We start from the raw sequence: 14,548 nt of genomic DNA, 5'->3' as shown, positions 1-14,548 counted from the left end.
TCCCTTCTAAAACAGCGTTGCGTCCGGGGCCTCGCCCTTGACCAGATAGGAGTGCCACTGCGTGGCGGAGACGTCGGTGAGCGAGGCGACCTGGTCGATCACCACGCGCAGCTGCGCGTCCGCGTCCGCCGCGTCCTCCCAGTCCGCGGCGAAGATCGGCTCCAGGTTGTCCCTGCCGGTCTCCAGCAGCAGTTCCACCAGCTCGGCCAGCAGCGTGCGCTGCTGGTCGTAGAGCGGCTGGCGCCCCTCCGAGGTCATCACGTAGCTGGCCGCGATGCCCTTCATGACAGCGATCTCGTGCTCGGTTTCCTCCGGGACGATCAGGCTCGCGTTGTAGCGGGTCAGGTGGCCGGTTCCGTAGCGGGCGCGGGTGGCGTCCATGGCGGCCGCGGCGAAGCGCCCGATGAACTGGCTGGTCATGTCCTTCAGCCCTGCCATGGAACGGCGCGAGCCATCGAAGTGCGCCACCCATTCCTGGCTCTGCTCCAGGCGGCGCAGCGCCGCCTCGATGTCCTGGTCCGCGGTGGCTGGCAGGTACCAGTCCTTGGTGACCTGCAGCGCCCGGGTGCGGGCGGCGTCCTTCTTCAGCCAGCGCAGCTGCAGGTTGCCGCCGACGATGGCGTCCTCCACGTCATGCACCGAATAGGAGATGTCATCGGCCAGGTCCATGACCTGGCCCTCCATGCACACCACGGCTTCCCGGGCTTCGGGCACCGAGCGTAGCCAGTCGAAAACCGGCGCGTCGTCCGCGTAGACGCCGAACTTGCGGGTGGTTTTACCGTCCACCTGCGGCGCGTCGGCGCGCAGCCACGGGTACTTGCAGGCCGCGTCCAACGAAGCGCGGGAAAGGTTCAGGCCTGCCGAGTGGCCATTGTGCCGGAAGGTCTTGGTCTCCAGCCGGGTCAGCAGCCGCAGGGTCTGGGCGTTGCCCTCGAACCCGCCGATGTCCGCTGCGAGCTTGTCCAGCGCCTTCTCCCCGTTGTGCCCGAAGGGCGGGTGGCCCAGGTCGTGGGCCAGGCAGGCGGTGTCCACCACGTCCGGATCGCAGCCCAGCGCGGCCCCCAGTTCGCGGCCCACCTGGGCCACTTCCAGGGAGTGGGTCAGCCGGTTGCGCACGAAGTCGTCCTGGGTCGGGGCGACCACCTGGGTCTTGGCGCTCAGCCGGCGCAGCGCCGAGGAGTGCAGCACGCGGGCGCGGTCGCGCTCGAAGGCGGTGCGGTAGGACTTCTTGGCCGGCTCGGGCACCCAGCGTTCCGCATCCATGTCGGTGTATCCGGGGATCTGAGTCATAGCTCCAAGTCTAGTGACTAATTGGCGGGCCGCCGGGTTTATCCACCGTCGGCGTAGCTGCGGGCTTAGCCGCCGGAGATGTCCAGCTCCGCGGCCTTGATCATTTCGCGGTGCGCATCGGTCATGATGCGCGAATCCAGCCAGCCGTCCGGCACGTGGGTCTTCTTCGGGTGGCCGGCGCGTCCGCGGGTGCCTTCGGCGGCATCGCCCGGGTACGGCAGGTCCAGGTCCAGCTGGTCCAGCAGTTCGCGCAGGCGCTCAAGGGACGGGACCTGGGCCAGCTGGGAGCGGATTTCGCCGCCCACCGGGTAGCCCTTGAAGTACCAGGCGATGTGCTTGCGGATGTCGCGCATGCCCTTGCCCTCGTCCTCGAAGAACTCGGCCAGCAGCTCGCCGTGGCGGTACACGGTGTCCGCGACCTTGCGCACGCCGGGGCGGATGCGGTCCGCGCGTCCCTCGAAGGCGGCCTGCAGGTCGCCGAAGATCCACGGGCGGCCCTGGCAGCCGCGGCCGACCATGACGCCGGCGGCGCCGGTCTGCTCCACCATCTCGATGGCGTCCTCGGCGCTGAAGATGTCCCCGTTGCCCAGCACCGGCATGTCGTCCATGGCCTCGCGCAGGGTGGTGATGGCCGACCAGTCGGAGTGGCCGGCGTAGTACTGGCCCGCGGTCCGCGCGTGTAGGGTCACCGCGGCCGCTCCGTGGTCGCGGGCGATCTTCGCGGACTCCAGGTAGGTCAGGTGGTCGTTGTCGATGCCGGTGCGGATCTTCACGGTCAGCGGGATATCGCCCTTGGCCGCTTCGCGGGTGGCGGCCTCGATGATGCCGGTGAACAGGTCGGACTTCCAGGGCAGGGCCGAGCCGCCGCCCTTGCGGGTCACCTTGGGCACCGGGCAGCCGAAGTTCAAATCGATGTGGTCCGCGCGGTTTTCCTCCACGACCAGGCGTACGGCGGCGCCGACGGTGGCAGGGTCCACCCCGTAGATCTGGATGGAGCGGATGTCTTCGTCATCGTCGTGCGAGATGATGCGCATGGATTCCGGGTTGCGCTCCACCAGCGCGCGGGCGGTGACCATCTCGGTGACGTACAGTCCGCCGCCATATTCGCGGCACAACCGGCGGAAGGCGCGGTTGGTCACGCCGGCCATCGGGGCCAGCACCACCGGGGTCTCGATGGTGAGTTTGCCCAGCTGCAGCGGGGGCAGCTTGAGGGTCGGCGTTTCGCTTTGCACATCAGTCAGGGTCGTCACCACTCCATTATCGCCCATGGGGGCAAATCCCGTGGTGAGATCTTGATCAAACCGCAATGTCACAGTACTGGTTTATCAATCCGCGGTAGTAGAAAATTAGGCTATGACAAGTATTTCCGTGCCTGCGAAGGGCGCATTGATCGCCCTGGCAACGCTCAGTGTGGGCTTGATTATAGCCGCCCTGATTGTTGTTTCCCTGCGCCCCGCCCCTCCACTGCGCGATGCTGACACCCCTGCCGGGGTCGTCCAGCGCTACGTGCTCGCGTTCCAGTCCTCGGACCTGTCCGCGGCGCAGAAGCTTGTCGAGGACGGCGGCGACAAGCAGGTCTGCGACCCCTACTCCAGCGAGGGTGAGACCGCGCAGGTCAGCCTGGTTCGCGAGGCCACCACCGAACAGACGTCGACCATTACCGTGTCCATGGCCTACGGGAGCGAAGGCGGGTTGTTCTTCGAATCCTACGAATCGCAGGACGTCTTCCAATTGAAGAAGGTCAACGGCACCTGGCTGATCACCGCCACACCGTGGCAGATGGGCCTGTGCACCGCCGAAGAAATGGGGCTCTAGCCATGAGCTCACCGTCTAAATCCGCCACCGGGCAGACCGTCAACGCCCTGCGCGGCCTGATCCTGCACGGCCTGCTGCTGGTCCTGCTGATCCTGCTGGGCACGGGGCTGTCGTTGCTCGTCGGCATGGCCCTGCGTGGTCTGGTCGTCGACGACGACCGGCAGCTGGTCCTGGCCACCGCCTTGGCCTTCACCGTCATCCCCGGGCCGTTGGCCTGGCTGCTGTGGGTGTGGATCCGCAAGAAGCTAATCGACGCGCACCCCACCGACGCGGCCATCTGGTCCCTGCAGGGGGCGGCCGTCTACCTGATCGCGTTGGTGATGTCCTCGGTCGCGCTGCTGCGTCTGCTTTCCGGGCTGGTCGACGGCATTGCCTCGAATTCCTGGCAGGAGTTGACCGGCACCGTCGTGGGCTGGGGCTTGGTGGCCTTCTGGCAATTCCGGATGCTGAATTCAGTGAAGTACGCGCCGCGCGAGCTGCCGCACCTTGCGGCCTGCCTGGGCAACGCCTATGCGCTGGGCCTGACCGCATTCTCCCTGGCCGCGGCACTGCGCACCGCGCTGGATCTGCTGTTCGTTCCGTCCGTGATCCTGGTGGGCCAGAGCCCGCTGCCGCGCCTGCTGGGCTCGGTGATCTGGGTCTTGGGCGCCGCCTTATTGTGGTTCTGGCACTGGAAGCTGCAACGGGTCCAGGCCCTGCGCGATATCTTCAGCTCCTTCGTGGTGATGCTGGTCGGCGTCTGCCTGGCTGCGCTGGCCACGCTGCTGGCGGCCGCGGCGACGTTGAACATCGTCATCCCGCTGCCGTGGGATTTCACCGAGATGGGCCGGCGTTTCGCGGACTCGGGGCCGCTGGCGATCTCCGCGCTGCTGTCCGGCGCCATTTTCTGGACCTACCACCACTGGCAGCTCGCCGGCCGCGGCCTGCTGGTGGTAACGGTGTCGCGGCAGATCATCAGCGGCATTTCGCTCGCGTTGCTGGCCAGCGGCTTGGGCATGGTCGTGAACGCGCTGCTCGCTTCGGTCTCCTCGCCGCTGAATTCCGACACCGCTCCGTCGGTGCTGCGCACCGGCATCGCGCTGGCAGTGGTCGGTGTGGTGTTCTGGGCGTTGTACTTCCGTCCGGGGGTCCCGGCAGATCCCGAGTCCCGGCGCGTGTACCTGGTGCTCTTCTTTGGCGTCAGCGCCGTGGTCGCCCTGGTTGCGCTGTTGATTGTCGGTTACCGCGTCTTCGAGATCCTGGTGGCCGGCACGTCTGCTGCGCTGAACCTGTTGGACTACATCCGCGCCCCGCTGGGATGGCTGCTCGCCACCGCGGGGGTGTCGGCCTACCATTTCGCCCTGTGGAAGTCGGACCGGGAACGGCTGGCCGCCCAGCGGCCGCAAGCCCCGGCGGCCCCGTCAGCAGGCTCCCCGGTTCCGGCCGAGCCGGCCCCGGCAGCAGCACGGACGGTAATCGTGGTGGCGCCGCATGGCAGCGACCATCTGCTCGCCACGCTGCAGCTCACCGAAGGACTGGTGGTGCGCTGGATCGCTTCCAGCGGCCCGCGCCTGCCCGAGGAAATCACCCAGCAGCTGGTCAACCGGATCACCGAAACCCTGGCCACCCGGCCCGGCTCGCTGCTGGCCGTGGCCGGTGCCGACGGACAGGTGAGTTTCACGGAACTGGCGGACTGATCCCGGGCACCGCCGCGAGGGGTGTGGCAAGGAAGGCGCGCTTCTGGCCGGGGACGACGCGGGATCCCACGGCGGACAACAACAGGGCAGGGCGCCTTCGCCTCTTGCCATTGGGCTCGAAGCCTGCAGGGGTCGATCGGTAGTGAACCCACGGACATCAAAGGGCGAAGGAATCCGACCGGGACTCAACCGAAACGGAGAATTGACGAATGGACCACGTGCGCTTGAGCGGCCGGCTGCTGTGCAAGAACACGGCGGAAGCCGAACTGGTGACGGCTTATCTCCCCGGGCATATCGAGCTCACCCGCAAGGAGCCGGGCTGCATCTTTTTCGAGGTCGCGCCGACGCAGGATCCGCTGATCTGGTCGGTCGAGGAACGTTTCACCGATCCAGCGGCGTTCAGGGCCCACCAAGAACGCGGGGCTTCGAGCTTATGGGGACGGATGACCCGCGCAATCACCCGCGACTACACGATCAGCGGACTGGACTGATAACGCCGCAAGCCATGGCAGGCCCTCCAAAGTCGTGTTAGCGTACAGCCATGGCGGCCGCGCAGGAGTCGACCAGGCCCGCTTTGTGGAGTCGGGTTCTGGCCTCGCTCGTGGATTACCTGGTGATCCTCGGGTGGATGCTGGCGCTCGCGGCCACCGTCGCTCTGCTCCGGTTGAGCACCGGCAAGTTCTGCAACTGGCTTGAGCTGGGCCCGGCCGGCGCCCAGCTGCTGGGTTTCGCGGTCTTGGTGCTGCCCGTGGGCATCTACCTGTTTCTCACCGAGTCCTCCGCCGCCCAAGCGACACTGGGCAAACGCCGGCTGCAGCTGCAGGTCGTCGACGGGCGCACCGGCGAACGGGCCTCCACGCCGCGGATCCTGCTGCGCACCGCGGTCAAGCTGCTGCCGTGGGAGATGGCGCATTTCTCCGTCTGGAATTTCGCGGCCATCGCTTCCACCGGCAGCACCACGTTTCCGGTCTGGCTGTACACGGCGGCGGTTGTCGCCAACGTGCTGCCGGCGGTCTACCTGCTGATGGTCGGGATGCAGCGCGAGGGCCGCGGACCGCATGACCTGGCGGCCGGCACCAAGGTCGTCAGGCTCCGGCCAGCGCCAGCAGAACTCCTCCCAGGGCTCCGATAACCACCACGCTCCACGGCGGAAGCTTCCAGGACACCAGCAGCACGAAGCACAGCAGACCCAGGGCGAACTGCCCGGGCCCGGTGACCGCGCTGGTGAACACCGGGCTGTACAACGCGGCGGCCAGGATCCCCACCACCGCGGCGTTGGCGCCGCGCATGATGGCCTGCGCCCGCGGGCGGCGAGAAATCACGTTCCAGAACGGCAGCACCCCCACCAGCAGCAGGAATCCGGGAAGGAAGATGGCTGTCAAGGCGATCGCGGCACCGAGCATGCCGCCGGGACCCACCGTGGAGATGGTTCCCAGATAGGCTGCGACGGTGAACAGCGGTCCCGGGACGGCCTGCGCCGCACCGTAGCCGGCCAGGAAGTCCTGGTTCGAGACCCAGCCGGTGTCCACCACCGCTCCCTGCAGCAGCGGCAGGACGACATGCCCGCCGCCGAAAACCAGTGCGCCCGAACGGTAGAACGCGTCAAACAGCGAGAACGCTCCCCACCCGGTGGCGGCCGCGGCCAGCGGGACGCCCACCAGCAGCAGGGCCAGCGCGCCCAGGCTGAAAACGCCGGCACGGCGGCTGACGGTGAACCGCAGCGGCGCCTCGTCACTGCTTGTCTTCGCGGACGGGGGTGTGCGGCAAAGGAAGTAGCCGGCCGCCAGCCCCAGCACGATCGCCAGCACCTGTCCCAGGCTTCCGCCCAGCAGCAAGGCTGCCATCGCCGCCGCCACCGCAATCGAGGCGCGGGTGGCATCCGGGGTCAGTGTCTTGGCCATGCCGAGCACCGCCTGGGCGATGATGGCCACCGCCACGATTTTCAGCCCGGACAGCAGCCCCGCCCCCACGGTTCCGGTGAACAACGAGGCGCCGTAGGCGAACAGGGCCAGCAGCACCGCCGAGGGCAGGGTGAAGGCGGCAAAGGCGGCCAAAGCCCCGCGCAGCCCGGCCCGGTGCAGGCCCAGCGCGAAACCCACCTGGCTGGAGGCGGGTCCGGGGATGAACTGGCACAGCGCCACCAGCTGCGCATACTGGGTGTCGGTGACCCACCGGCGGCGTTCGCTCAGCTCGGTCCTGAAATACCCCAGGTGCGCTATCGGGCCGCCGAAGGAGGTTAGACCAAGCTTCAGGAAGACGCGGAACACTTCCCCTGCCGATCCCCTGCGGGTGTGCTGCTCGCTGTTCATGCGACCAGCCTACGCGGGCAAGGAAAACGCCAGGTAAACAGCGCTTCCGGTGCCGCTAGCGGCGGATCTTCTGCCGGGTTTCCACCGCCGCCGCGGTGCCGCGCGCCCCGGACACCGAGGCCAGCGCCACCGCCAACAGGGTCAGCGCGGTGCCCAGCACCGTCGCGGTGCTCACGCGGCTTCCGGCCGCGGGTACCACGATGTCCAGGACCAGCGAGCCCACCAGCTGCCCGCCCACCGCGGCCAGGCTGGTGACCAGCACTCCCAGCCGCTTGATCACGGTGGCGGTCAGGCCCACGAAGATGCAGCCCAGCAGCCCGCCGATGTAGTACCAGGGCTCCGCCGGCAGCGGCGCAAGCCGTGCCCCGCCGGCCAGCCGCGCCAGCATCACCGCGCCCAGCACCGCGAAGCCCACGACGAAGTTCACCAAGGTGGCGGCGATCGCGCTGCCGTAGGCCGCGGACTGCGCCCCGTTGGCCGCGCCCTGGAACCCCATCAGCATGCCCACCAGCACGGCGAAGCCCATGGGCAGCAGCTGCCCGGACAGCCCGGTGCCGGCGGCGCCGGGGTCCACCGCCCAGATGACGCCCACGATGGTCAGCGCCACGCCGATGATGCGCGGAATGCTGATCCTGCGCGGCGCCGCCCCGCCGAAGCCCACGCGGTCCATGGCCATGGAGCCGATGGACTGGCCGGTGACAAGGCAGACGGTGAACAGAGCCACCCCGATCAGCGGGACCGTGGCGGACTGGCTGAACACGATCAGCGCGCCGACCGCTCCGGCGGCCAGGTACCACCACGGGACACGGCGCCCGCGCAGCACCGCGGGGATCCGCCGCACGCCCCGGCGGGCCGTGGGAGCTGCCAGCGCGGTGAGCGCCAACGCCAGCAAGCCCGCCCCGAAGCTGAAGGTGGCCGCGGCGATCGGATCGCCCAGCGCCGTGGCCAGTGCGCCGTTAATCCTCGACTGGAGGGAGAGCAGCAGCCCGGAGGCCGCGCTGAGCAGGATGAAAAGCAGGGTGCCGCCGGCGTGAACCGGCGGCGGGGTGGTACGGGAGGTCAAAAGCTGGCTTTCGTGCAGAAGGTTTCCGGTTCAGAAAACCGCAACGGGACCTGCAGTGCAGGTCCCGTTGCGGTGTGCCAGGGCTAGCGAACGGCGTCGGACGCCATGATGTGGGTCGTGGAGATGACGGTGGCCTGCTCCACGCTGGCCAAGGCATCCACCAGCGAGGAGAGCACGAACATCGACGAGTCGACTTCGAGCTTCACCGGGTACTGGTAGACCAGCATCGCGACCATGTCGCGCACCGCCTCGGCCACCTCGTCGTCGCTGAAGGCCGGGTTGTGGCCCACCAGCACGTCGGAGGGGGCGTTTTCGCGGGCCGGGATGTAGCTGACGGCGAAGGCCAGCGGCACCCCGCCCTCGGACTTCGGCTTGTCGCGCAGCACCAGCGCGGCCTGCGCCCCGGTGTTCTCGTCCAGCAGCATGCGCTGGGCCGAGCCCACGGTCATGGCCGCCGGATCCCAGTCGGCGTGCACCGCATTGTAGAAGTCCATGACCAGGCGGGTCAGTTCCACGCTGCCGGTGGACAGCTCCTCGATGACGCGGTCATTGGTGTCGAACACCGGTTCCGCCAGGGCTCCGGGTTCGATGACGACGTCGCGCGAGACCTGGATTTCGCCCAGTCCCAGCGCGGCGCAGAACCCCGCGGCGGCCTGCGCGCTGTCGCCGGCGGTCACGGTGTAGCGGGCCTTGAGTTCGGCCGTGGTGCCTTCCGGGATCTGCTCGCGCAGCCGCGCAGCCAGTTCGCGGCCCACGCCGTGGCGGCGCATGTCCGGGGCGACCTCGACGTACAGCCACAGCCGCTGCGGATGCAGCGACGAGGCGAAGACGACACCCGCGCCGACGGCCACCGTATCGACGGTGGCCACCAGCGTGCGGGAAAACGACGCATCGCTGTTCTCGCGCAGCATGGTGCGATCCTGGTGCGCCTGCGGGGACCGCGGGTCGCCGAAGATCTGCAGCAGCTCAAGGTCGTCCCCGGAACGCCAGGGGCGGAATTCCAGTTCATTCATCGGGCGCTTAGGCTCCGTTCAGACGCTCGGCGAGGTAGGCCGCCACCTGGTCCAGGGCGACGCGCTCCTGGGCCATGGTGTCGCGCTCGCGGATGGTCACGGCCTGGTCCTCGAGGGTGTCGAAGTCCACGGTGATGCAGAACGGGGTGCCGATCTCATCCTGGCGGCGGTAGCGGCGGCCAATGGCCCCGGCGTCATCGAAATCGATGTTCCAGCGCTTGCGCAGCTCGTTGGCCAGATCCTTGGCCTTCGGCGAGAGGTTCTCGTTGCGCGAGAGCGGCAGCACGGCGGCCTTGACCGGGGCCAGGCGCGGGTCGAGCTTGAGCACGGTGCGCTTGTCCACGCCGCCCTTGGTGTTCGGGGCTTCATCCTCGGTGTAGGCGTCGACCAGGAATGCCATCATCGAACGGGTCAGGCCGAAGGACGGCTCGATCACGTACGGGGTGTAGCGTTCGCCGGTGGCCTGGTTGAAGTAGCTCAGTTCGGCGCCGGAGGCCTTGGCGTGGCTGGACAGGTCGTAGTCGGTGCGGTTGGCGACGCCCATGAGCTCGCCCCACTCCGAGCCCTGGAAGCCGAAGCGGTACTCGAAGTCGATGGTGCCGGCCGAGTAGTGCGCGCGCTCGTCATCAGGCACGTCGAACTGGCGCAGGTTCTCTTCCTTGATGCCAAGGTCCAGGAACCATTCCCAGCAGTCCTTGACCCACTGGTCGAAGAACTTCGGTGCGTCTTCCGGAGCGGTGAAGTACTCGATCTCCATCTGCTCGAACTCGCGGGTGCGGAAGATGAAGTTGCCGGGGGTGATCTCGTTGCGGAACGCCTTGCCGATCTGGCCGATGCCGAACGGCGGCTTCTTGCGGCTGGCGGTGAGCACATTGGCGAAGTTCACGAAGATGCCCTGCGCGGTTTCCGGGCGCATGTAGGCCAGTCCGGCTTCGGTATCCACCGGGCCGAGGAAGGTTTTCATCAGGCCGGAGAACTGTTGCGGTTCGGTGAACTGGCCCTTGGTGCCGCAGTCGGGGCAGGCGATCTCGCTCATGCCGTCCTGCGGGGCGCGGCCCTTCTTGGCCTCGAAGGCCTCAAGCAGGTGGTCCTGGCGGTGGCGCTTGTGGCACTGGGTGCACTCGACCAGCGGGTCGGTGAAGGTCGCGACGTGGCCGGATGCTTCCCAGACGGCCTTGGGCAGGACGATGGACGAGTCCAGACCCACCATGTCCTCGCGGCCGCGCACGAAGGACTGCCACCATTCGCGCTTGATGTTTTCCTTCAGTTCGGTGCCCAGGGGCCCGTAGTCCCATGCGGAGCGGGAACCGCCGTAAATTTCACCGGCCTGGAAGACGAACCCGCGACGCTTTGCGAGGGAAATGACCTGATCAAGCTTGGACTGTGGCGCCATATCAACTCCATAGGAAATTACGAGGCCGCTGGTTGCGGTCCGTAGAAAAATACATACCTTCCAAGACTATCGTTTCAAGGCCCGTGAAACTAAGTCGGTCCAAGTTATCGGCAGGTGAACTTCCCCGCTCTTTTCCCCGAAGCGCGACTTGGCGCGTCTTCAATAGGGAAGAATGGTGCCCATGAGTGCAAACGAAGCTTTTGATCTGGAAATCCGCGACGAGTCCATCCGACTGGGACAGCTGCTGAAGCTGGCCAACCTCGCCGAGGACGGCATCCATGCCAAGGAGCTGATTTCCGAAGGCGCGGTTACAGTGAACGGGCAAGTGGAAACCCGCCGCGGGGCACAGATCCACCAGAACGACGTGGTCTGCGTTAACGGCGAATGCGTCAAGATTTCCAGCCGCGCCTAGTTCCGAGGAGCGATACCTCCTCGGCGAGCGCTAGCCCAGCGATAGTGCCCCGTTCCGCGTGAACCATCTTGCTGAGTCATTGTAGTTTGGAGCGGCTTCAACAACCCCTTTGCCAAGGTTCATGCTCGACGAGGCCTACCGGCACCGTGGCGAAGCGAGACTCCCCAATGGCAGGCAGGTCAGTCCAAGAGCCACTTGTATGTGTCCACGGATTCACCTGAACCGGAAACGACTGTGCAGACGACGGGTCTTGTCTCGAAAGGACCCCACAGTGTTGCATGCGAAGTGCAGGCGGAGGAAATCGCCATAAGGTCGCCGCTGCTTGGATACGGCGTAGATAAGACGATCTGAATTCTTGTCGTATTGACGTCCGATTTGCCTGAATCCGATGTTTCGACGGCAGGAAGCTTCGCTATTTTATTGGCAAGTTTACGTTCGTCGTCCTTGTACATCGTAGCCGGGTCGTGGTGCGATGAATCCTCAACGGCCGCGATCAAGTCTTCCATCGCATTTGATATGAGCGTGGATACCGAAATGACGATGATGACTACTGCTGCCAGAATGACGGCCAGCATCTTCGTGAGTTTGCCAACCAGAGGTTTCATAAGACAAGCCTACAAACGATCGACTCAATGCATCGTTTGACCGGCACTTAAATTCGACTCGGTTGACTTCGTTCCAAGTAATTCAGGCCTTGTCACACCGTCGCGCATGTCGAGGACATGGAAACACCTGTTGAAGAACCAAGCAAGAGACGTTGCCGGGGTATCGAAGTTTCCTTGCCACCCCGGAAGTCCGATTAGGGTCGGACTCATTCCCAAAGCGTGCATGCGCAGTGCGGTTTATTCAAAACGTCAATATCATTCCCCGGCATACCGTCGGCAATTCCCCACAGATGGTGCGCAACGATCTACCCGCCGGTCACGCCATCTGCGACATCCGGGAAGTCCATGAGGCCGAAGTAGAGTCTATGCGTTCATTCAGCTCCAATGCGACACCGGAGGTTCCATCACCGACCCGCGGGTTCGGAGCGTCCGAGCAGAGTTCCCTGTGTCCAGCCATGGCAGCTGCAATCAGGACACGGCTGGGGAATGATGAAAGTTTTCCATACACCGGTCTTATCCGACACACCGTTGTCAACGGTTTCGCATCATCGAATAACCCTCGGCCCCATAAGCGGTAAGCCAGCTAGATCCAGGCTTTTACCCTGCTCTGCGGCCGACTTCGTCGGTGGACTCGCAAACGGCGATAGACAGGGGTTTCACTTCAGGCTTGCACCGGTCAAAGGTCGTGGGATCGGGGGGGCCACGTCACCATTGAGAGCAGTCTTGCTTGCGATTATCCAACACCCTGAGCAGGGCCCAGTCGATTGCCCAGGCCCTGCGAAGCAGGCCTAACCCTTGAGCTTTAATACCTCGCGTTTGAGGAAAGAATCGACATCCTGGATTTCTTCCATGCTCACCGAGTGGGCAATCTGCGGGTAGGTTTCGCTGGTCAGCTCGGTGTGGGCTGGAACCCAGCCGAGAGTGAATTCAATCTTGTCGTGGGTGATGACCGGGTCGGCCAGGTCTCTGCCCCAGAAGAGCGGCAGCGGGTTAGCCTTGAGCTTCGCGTCGTCAAAGAGGTCAAGCTCCGGAGCCTCGACCGCGAAACCGGATAGGCCGACTACTGCAGACACTGCATCGCGCTGGTAGCGGGCCAGCGAGGTGGCCATGGCCATACCCTGCGAGAAGCCGAGCAGTGTGAGCGACGAGTGCTGAGCGGCAATCGGCTCCAAGAAGACCCAGAGGTCCTTCACGCTCTGCGCCACTGCATCGATCGAGTAGTCAATTTCCTGGGTCAATGGGAACCAGCTGAAGCCGGGCCCTGCTTGCAGCGGAGCGCGCACCGAAAGGTAGGTGAACTCCTCCGGCAGGTAGCGGGACAAGCCCATGAGGTCTTCTTCATTCGAGCCGTAGCCGTGCAGGAACACCAGCAGCGGTGTGTCGAGGCGGGTTTCGTCGTTGCGGGAAATCAGGGCAACCGTTGATGCTTCAGGATTATTCATAGTGGTTCAAGCCTATCGACAGTCGGGGTCCGTGGCATATCAATCGACACCGAGGCGCCGGTCGACGTTATTGCGAATCTGTAACGTTTGGATTTACTTGTTTCGCTGTCCCGGAACTCGTGGTTGACTAGTGCCATCAGTTTCTTCAAGCCCATGTCCGCCAACTTAAGGCCGTACCTGCAATGAATTTTGACGATGCCCCAGTGGAGTTCATCGAAGAGGTCGACACCCCCTCGTCACTGCTCGACTCCGATCCCATGGACACCATGGAAACCGTGTTTACCGGCGTCAGCATCTTGTCCATACTCTTCATTGTCGTTTTCACGCTGGTGGTCGTATTCATCATTGTGGTCTGGGTGCGCAACTACCGAGCGGCCAAGAACGCCGGGGTTGACATCTTCACCGTGCAGACCGACATCGCGGCCAAGGCTTCGAAGTCAGCGTTGCTCGCCCCGGCCCAGTCGAAGGAGGACCGGCTGCGTGAGCTGGACGACCTGCGCTCCAAGCAGTTGATCAGCGCCGAGGAATACGCCGAGGCCCGCAGCAAGGTCCTGCTCGGATAGTTTTCTCGAATCGTTGACACAACGTTACTAACGAGTAACAATGTAGCTTGTGGCTATTTCCCCTAGTTTCGAAACCCCTGATTCCGAGAATTCCACGGTGCACCCCTGGCGCCGCTACGTAGCGGTCGGGGATTCATTCACCGAGGGCGTGGGCGACCCCGATCCCCTGTCCCCGCAGTCTTTCCGCGGCTGGGCCGACCGCTTGGCCCAGGAGCTCAGCCGGGGTGTGCCGGACTTCGCCTACGCCAACCTCGCCATCCGCGGCCGGTTGATTGCCCAGATCATTGAGGAGCAGATCCAGCCGACCATCGACTTGAAACCGGACCTGATTTCCATCTGCGCCGGAGGCAACGACGTGCTGCGCCCGGGCGGGGATCCGGACAAGATCGCCGACCAGCTCGACTCCACCATTTCCCGGCTGAATTCCACCGGGGCCACCATCCTGCTGTTCACAGGACCGGATATCCGCGACACCCCGGTGCTCGGAAGCATCCGCGGCCGCGTGGCCATCTACAACGAAAACGTCCGCACCATCGCCGCCCGCTACGACGCGATCGTGGCCGACATGTGGGCGCTGCGCGAACTGCACCAGCCGGTCATGTGGTCCGCCGACCGCCTGCACTTCTCGCCGCTGGGCCACCAGCGCATCGCGGCGATGGCGCTGGATGCCTTGAACGTCCCGCACACGCTCGATACCCGCATCGACGCCGTTCAGGACACCCGCAGCTGGAAGGAAGCGCGGATCGAGGACCTGCACTGGGCCCGCGAGCATCTGGCCCCGTGGGTACTGCGCCGGCTGCGCCACCAGTCCTCAGGCGACGGCATCACGGCCAAGCGACCCACCCCGACGCCTTTTGCCGAGAGCACGCCGAACGACTCGCTGGGAGCCGGCGACAGCGCTCCCTAGCCCCGAACATGCCGAAGGCCGCATCACCGATAACTGGTGGTGCGGCCTTCGTTCCATGCC

At 65.4% G+C, this 14,548-nt stretch carries 15 protein-coding genes; 7 read left to right on the top strand and 8 right to left on the bottom strand.

What is annotated here, in order from left to right; genetic code table 11:
• Positions 1-6: 6 nt before the first annotated feature.
• Positions 7-1,290 carry a deoxyguanosinetriphosphate triphosphohydrolase gene (locus JQN66_RS04810; protein WP_204676856.1) on the bottom strand — a complete coding sequence of 428 codons (1,284 nt, stop codon included), beginning with the start codon at positions 1,288-1,290 and terminating at the stop codon, positions 7-9.
• Positions 1,291-1,355: 65 nt separating this feature from the next.
• Positions 1,356-2,558 (bottom strand): tRNA dihydrouridine synthase DusB, encoded by a 1,203-nt coding sequence (dusB, locus tag JQN66_RS04805; protein ID WP_204676855.1) that lies wholly within the window; start codon positions 2,556-2,558, stop codon positions 1,356-1,358.
• An 85-nt stretch (positions 2,559-2,643) separates the two neighbouring features.
• Here dusB and JQN66_RS04800 point away from each other — a divergent pair, with 85 nt between their 5' ends.
• From JQN66_RS04800 to JQN66_RS04785, 4 genes are all read left to right on the top strand, one after another.
• Positions 2,644-3,105 (top strand): hypothetical protein, encoded by a 462-nt coding sequence (locus tag JQN66_RS04800; RefSeq protein ID WP_204676854.1) that lies wholly within the window; start codon positions 2,644-2,646, stop codon positions 3,103-3,105.
• A gap of 2 nt (positions 3,106-3,107) precedes the next feature.
• A complete protein-coding gene (locus JQN66_RS04795; RefSeq protein ID WP_204676853.1) occupies positions 3,108-4,781 on the top strand; it encodes a DUF5671 domain-containing protein in 1,674 nt (557 codons plus the stop codon).
• Positions 4,782-4,990: 209 nt separating this feature from the next.
• Positions 4,991-5,272 (top strand): putative quinol monooxygenase, encoded by a 282-nt coding sequence (locus tag JQN66_RS04790; RefSeq protein WP_204676852.1) that lies wholly within the window; start codon positions 4,991-4,993, stop codon positions 5,270-5,272.
• A gap of 50 nt (positions 5,273-5,322) precedes the next feature.
• Complete coding sequence (locus JQN66_RS04785; RefSeq protein WP_204676851.1) at positions 5,323-5,913, top strand: RDD family protein; 591 nt, start codon at positions 5,323-5,325, stop codon at positions 5,911-5,913.
• Here JQN66_RS04785 and chrA read toward each other — a convergent pair.
• The 4 genes from chrA to JQN66_RS04765 all read right to left on the bottom strand — a co-directional run bounded on the left by chrA (position 5,867) and on the right by JQN66_RS04765 (position 10,559).
• Positions 5,867-7,090, bottom strand: coding sequence for a chromate efflux transporter (gene chrA / locus JQN66_RS04780; protein WP_204676850.1), 1,224 nt, complete (start codon positions 7,088-7,090; stop codon positions 5,867-5,869). The genes JQN66_RS04785 and chrA overlap by 47 nt on opposite strands.
• A gap of 55 nt (positions 7,091-7,145) precedes the next feature.
• Positions 7,146-8,153: a DMT family transporter gene (locus tag JQN66_RS04775; protein ID WP_204676849.1), complete on the bottom strand. Its 1,008-nt coding sequence runs from the start codon at positions 8,151-8,153 to the stop codon at positions 7,146-7,148.
• Positions 8,154-8,236: 83 nt separating this feature from the next.
• On the bottom strand, positions 8,237-9,166 hold the full coding sequence (locus JQN66_RS04770; protein ID WP_204676848.1) for a GNAT family N-acetyltransferase: 930 nt from the start codon (positions 9,164-9,166) through the stop codon (positions 8,237-8,239).
• Positions 9,167-9,173: 7 nt separating this feature from the next.
• The gene (locus JQN66_RS04765; RefSeq protein WP_204676847.1) at positions 9,174-10,559 is read right to left on the bottom strand and encodes a glycine--tRNA ligase; all 1,386 of its coding nucleotides are present in this window, start codon (positions 10,557-10,559) and stop codon (positions 9,174-9,176) included.
• Positions 10,560-10,740: 181 nt separating this feature from the next.
• Here JQN66_RS04765 and JQN66_RS04760 point away from each other — a divergent pair, with 181 nt between their 5' ends.
• Positions 10,741-10,971: an RNA-binding S4 domain-containing protein gene (locus JQN66_RS04760; protein ID WP_188947605.1), complete on the top strand. Its 231-nt coding sequence runs from the start codon at positions 10,741-10,743 to the stop codon at positions 10,969-10,971.
• Positions 10,972-11,150: 179 nt separating this feature from the next.
• On the opposite strand, the gene JQN66_RS04755 is transcribed toward JQN66_RS04760, so the two are convergent.
• Together JQN66_RS04755 and JQN66_RS04750 are read right to left on the bottom strand one after the other, a co-directional pair.
• Positions 11,151-11,576 (bottom strand): hypothetical protein, encoded by a 426-nt coding sequence (locus JQN66_RS04755; RefSeq protein ID WP_204676846.1) that lies wholly within the window; start codon positions 11,574-11,576, stop codon positions 11,151-11,153.
• Between the two features lie 788 nt (positions 11,577-12,364).
• Positions 12,365-13,018 carry an alpha/beta hydrolase gene (locus JQN66_RS04750; RefSeq protein ID WP_204676845.1) on the bottom strand — a complete coding sequence of 218 codons (654 nt, stop codon included), beginning with the start codon at positions 13,016-13,018 and terminating at the stop codon, positions 12,365-12,367.
• Between the two features lie 182 nt (positions 13,019-13,200).
• On the opposite strand from JQN66_RS04750, the gene JQN66_RS04745 reads away from it, so the two are divergent.
• A complete protein-coding gene (locus JQN66_RS04745; protein ID WP_204676844.1) occupies positions 13,201-13,581 on the top strand; it encodes an SHOCT domain-containing protein in 381 nt (126 codons plus the stop codon).
• Positions 13,582-13,636: 55 nt separating this feature from the next.
• Entirely contained in the window at positions 13,637-14,488 is an 852-nt protein-coding gene (locus JQN66_RS04740; RefSeq protein WP_204677480.1) for an SGNH/GDSL hydrolase family protein, read from the top strand.
• Positions 14,489-14,548 lie beyond the last annotated feature (60 nt).

Origin of the sequence: Glutamicibacter protophormiae, assembly GCF_016894325.1 — a bacterium.
Lineage (GTDB): Bacteria > Actinomycetota > Actinomycetes > Actinomycetales > Micrococcaceae > Glutamicibacter > Glutamicibacter protophormiae.
This window is presented reverse-complemented; position numbering and strand designations above follow the sequence as displayed.

What these genes read in the sequence shown, in the direction of transcription:
- JQN66_RS04810 (WP_204676856.1), bottom strand. Translation starts at nt 1,290, where the DNA reads ATGACTCAGATCCCCGGATACACCGACATGGATGCGGAACGCTGGGTG.
- dusB (WP_204676855.1), bottom strand. Translation starts at nt 2,558, where the DNA reads ATGGGCGATAATGGAGTGGTGACGACCCTGACTGATGTGCAAAGCGAA.
- JQN66_RS04800 (WP_204676854.1), top strand. Translation starts at nt 2,644, where the DNA reads ATGACAAGTATTTCCGTGCCTGCGAAGGGCGCATTGATCGCCCTGGCA.
- JQN66_RS04795 (WP_204676853.1), top strand. Translation starts at nt 3,108, where the DNA reads ATGAGCTCACCGTCTAAATCCGCCACCGGGCAGACCGTCAACGCCCTG.
- JQN66_RS04790 (WP_204676852.1), top strand. Translation starts at nt 4,991, where the DNA reads ATGGACCACGTGCGCTTGAGCGGCCGGCTGCTGTGCAAGAACACGGCG.
- JQN66_RS04785 (WP_204676851.1), top strand. Translation starts at nt 5,323, where the DNA reads ATGGCGGCCGCGCAGGAGTCGACCAGGCCCGCTTTGTGGAGTCGGGTT.
- chrA (WP_204676850.1), bottom strand. Translation starts at nt 7,090, where the DNA reads ATGAACAGCGAGCAGCACACCCGCAGGGGATCGGCAGGGGAAGTGTTC.
- JQN66_RS04770 (WP_204676848.1), bottom strand. Translation starts at nt 9,166, where the DNA reads ATGAATGAACTGGAATTCCGCCCCTGGCGTTCCGGGGACGACCTTGAG.
- JQN66_RS04765 (WP_204676847.1), bottom strand. Translation starts at nt 10,559, where the DNA reads ATGGCGCCACAGTCCAAGCTTGATCAGGTCATTTCCCTCGCAAAGCGT.
- JQN66_RS04760 (WP_188947605.1), top strand. Translation starts at nt 10,741, where the DNA reads ATGAGTGCAAACGAAGCTTTTGATCTGGAAATCCGCGACGAGTCCATC.
- JQN66_RS04755 (WP_204676846.1), bottom strand. Translation starts at nt 11,576, where the DNA reads ATGAAACCTCTGGTTGGCAAACTCACGAAGATGCTGGCCGTCATTCTG.
- JQN66_RS04750 (WP_204676845.1), bottom strand. Translation starts at nt 13,018, where the DNA reads ATGAATAATCCTGAAGCATCAACGGTTGCCCTGATTTCCCGCAACGAC.
- JQN66_RS04745 (WP_204676844.1), top strand. Translation starts at nt 13,201, where the DNA reads ATGAATTTTGACGATGCCCCAGTGGAGTTCATCGAAGAGGTCGACACC.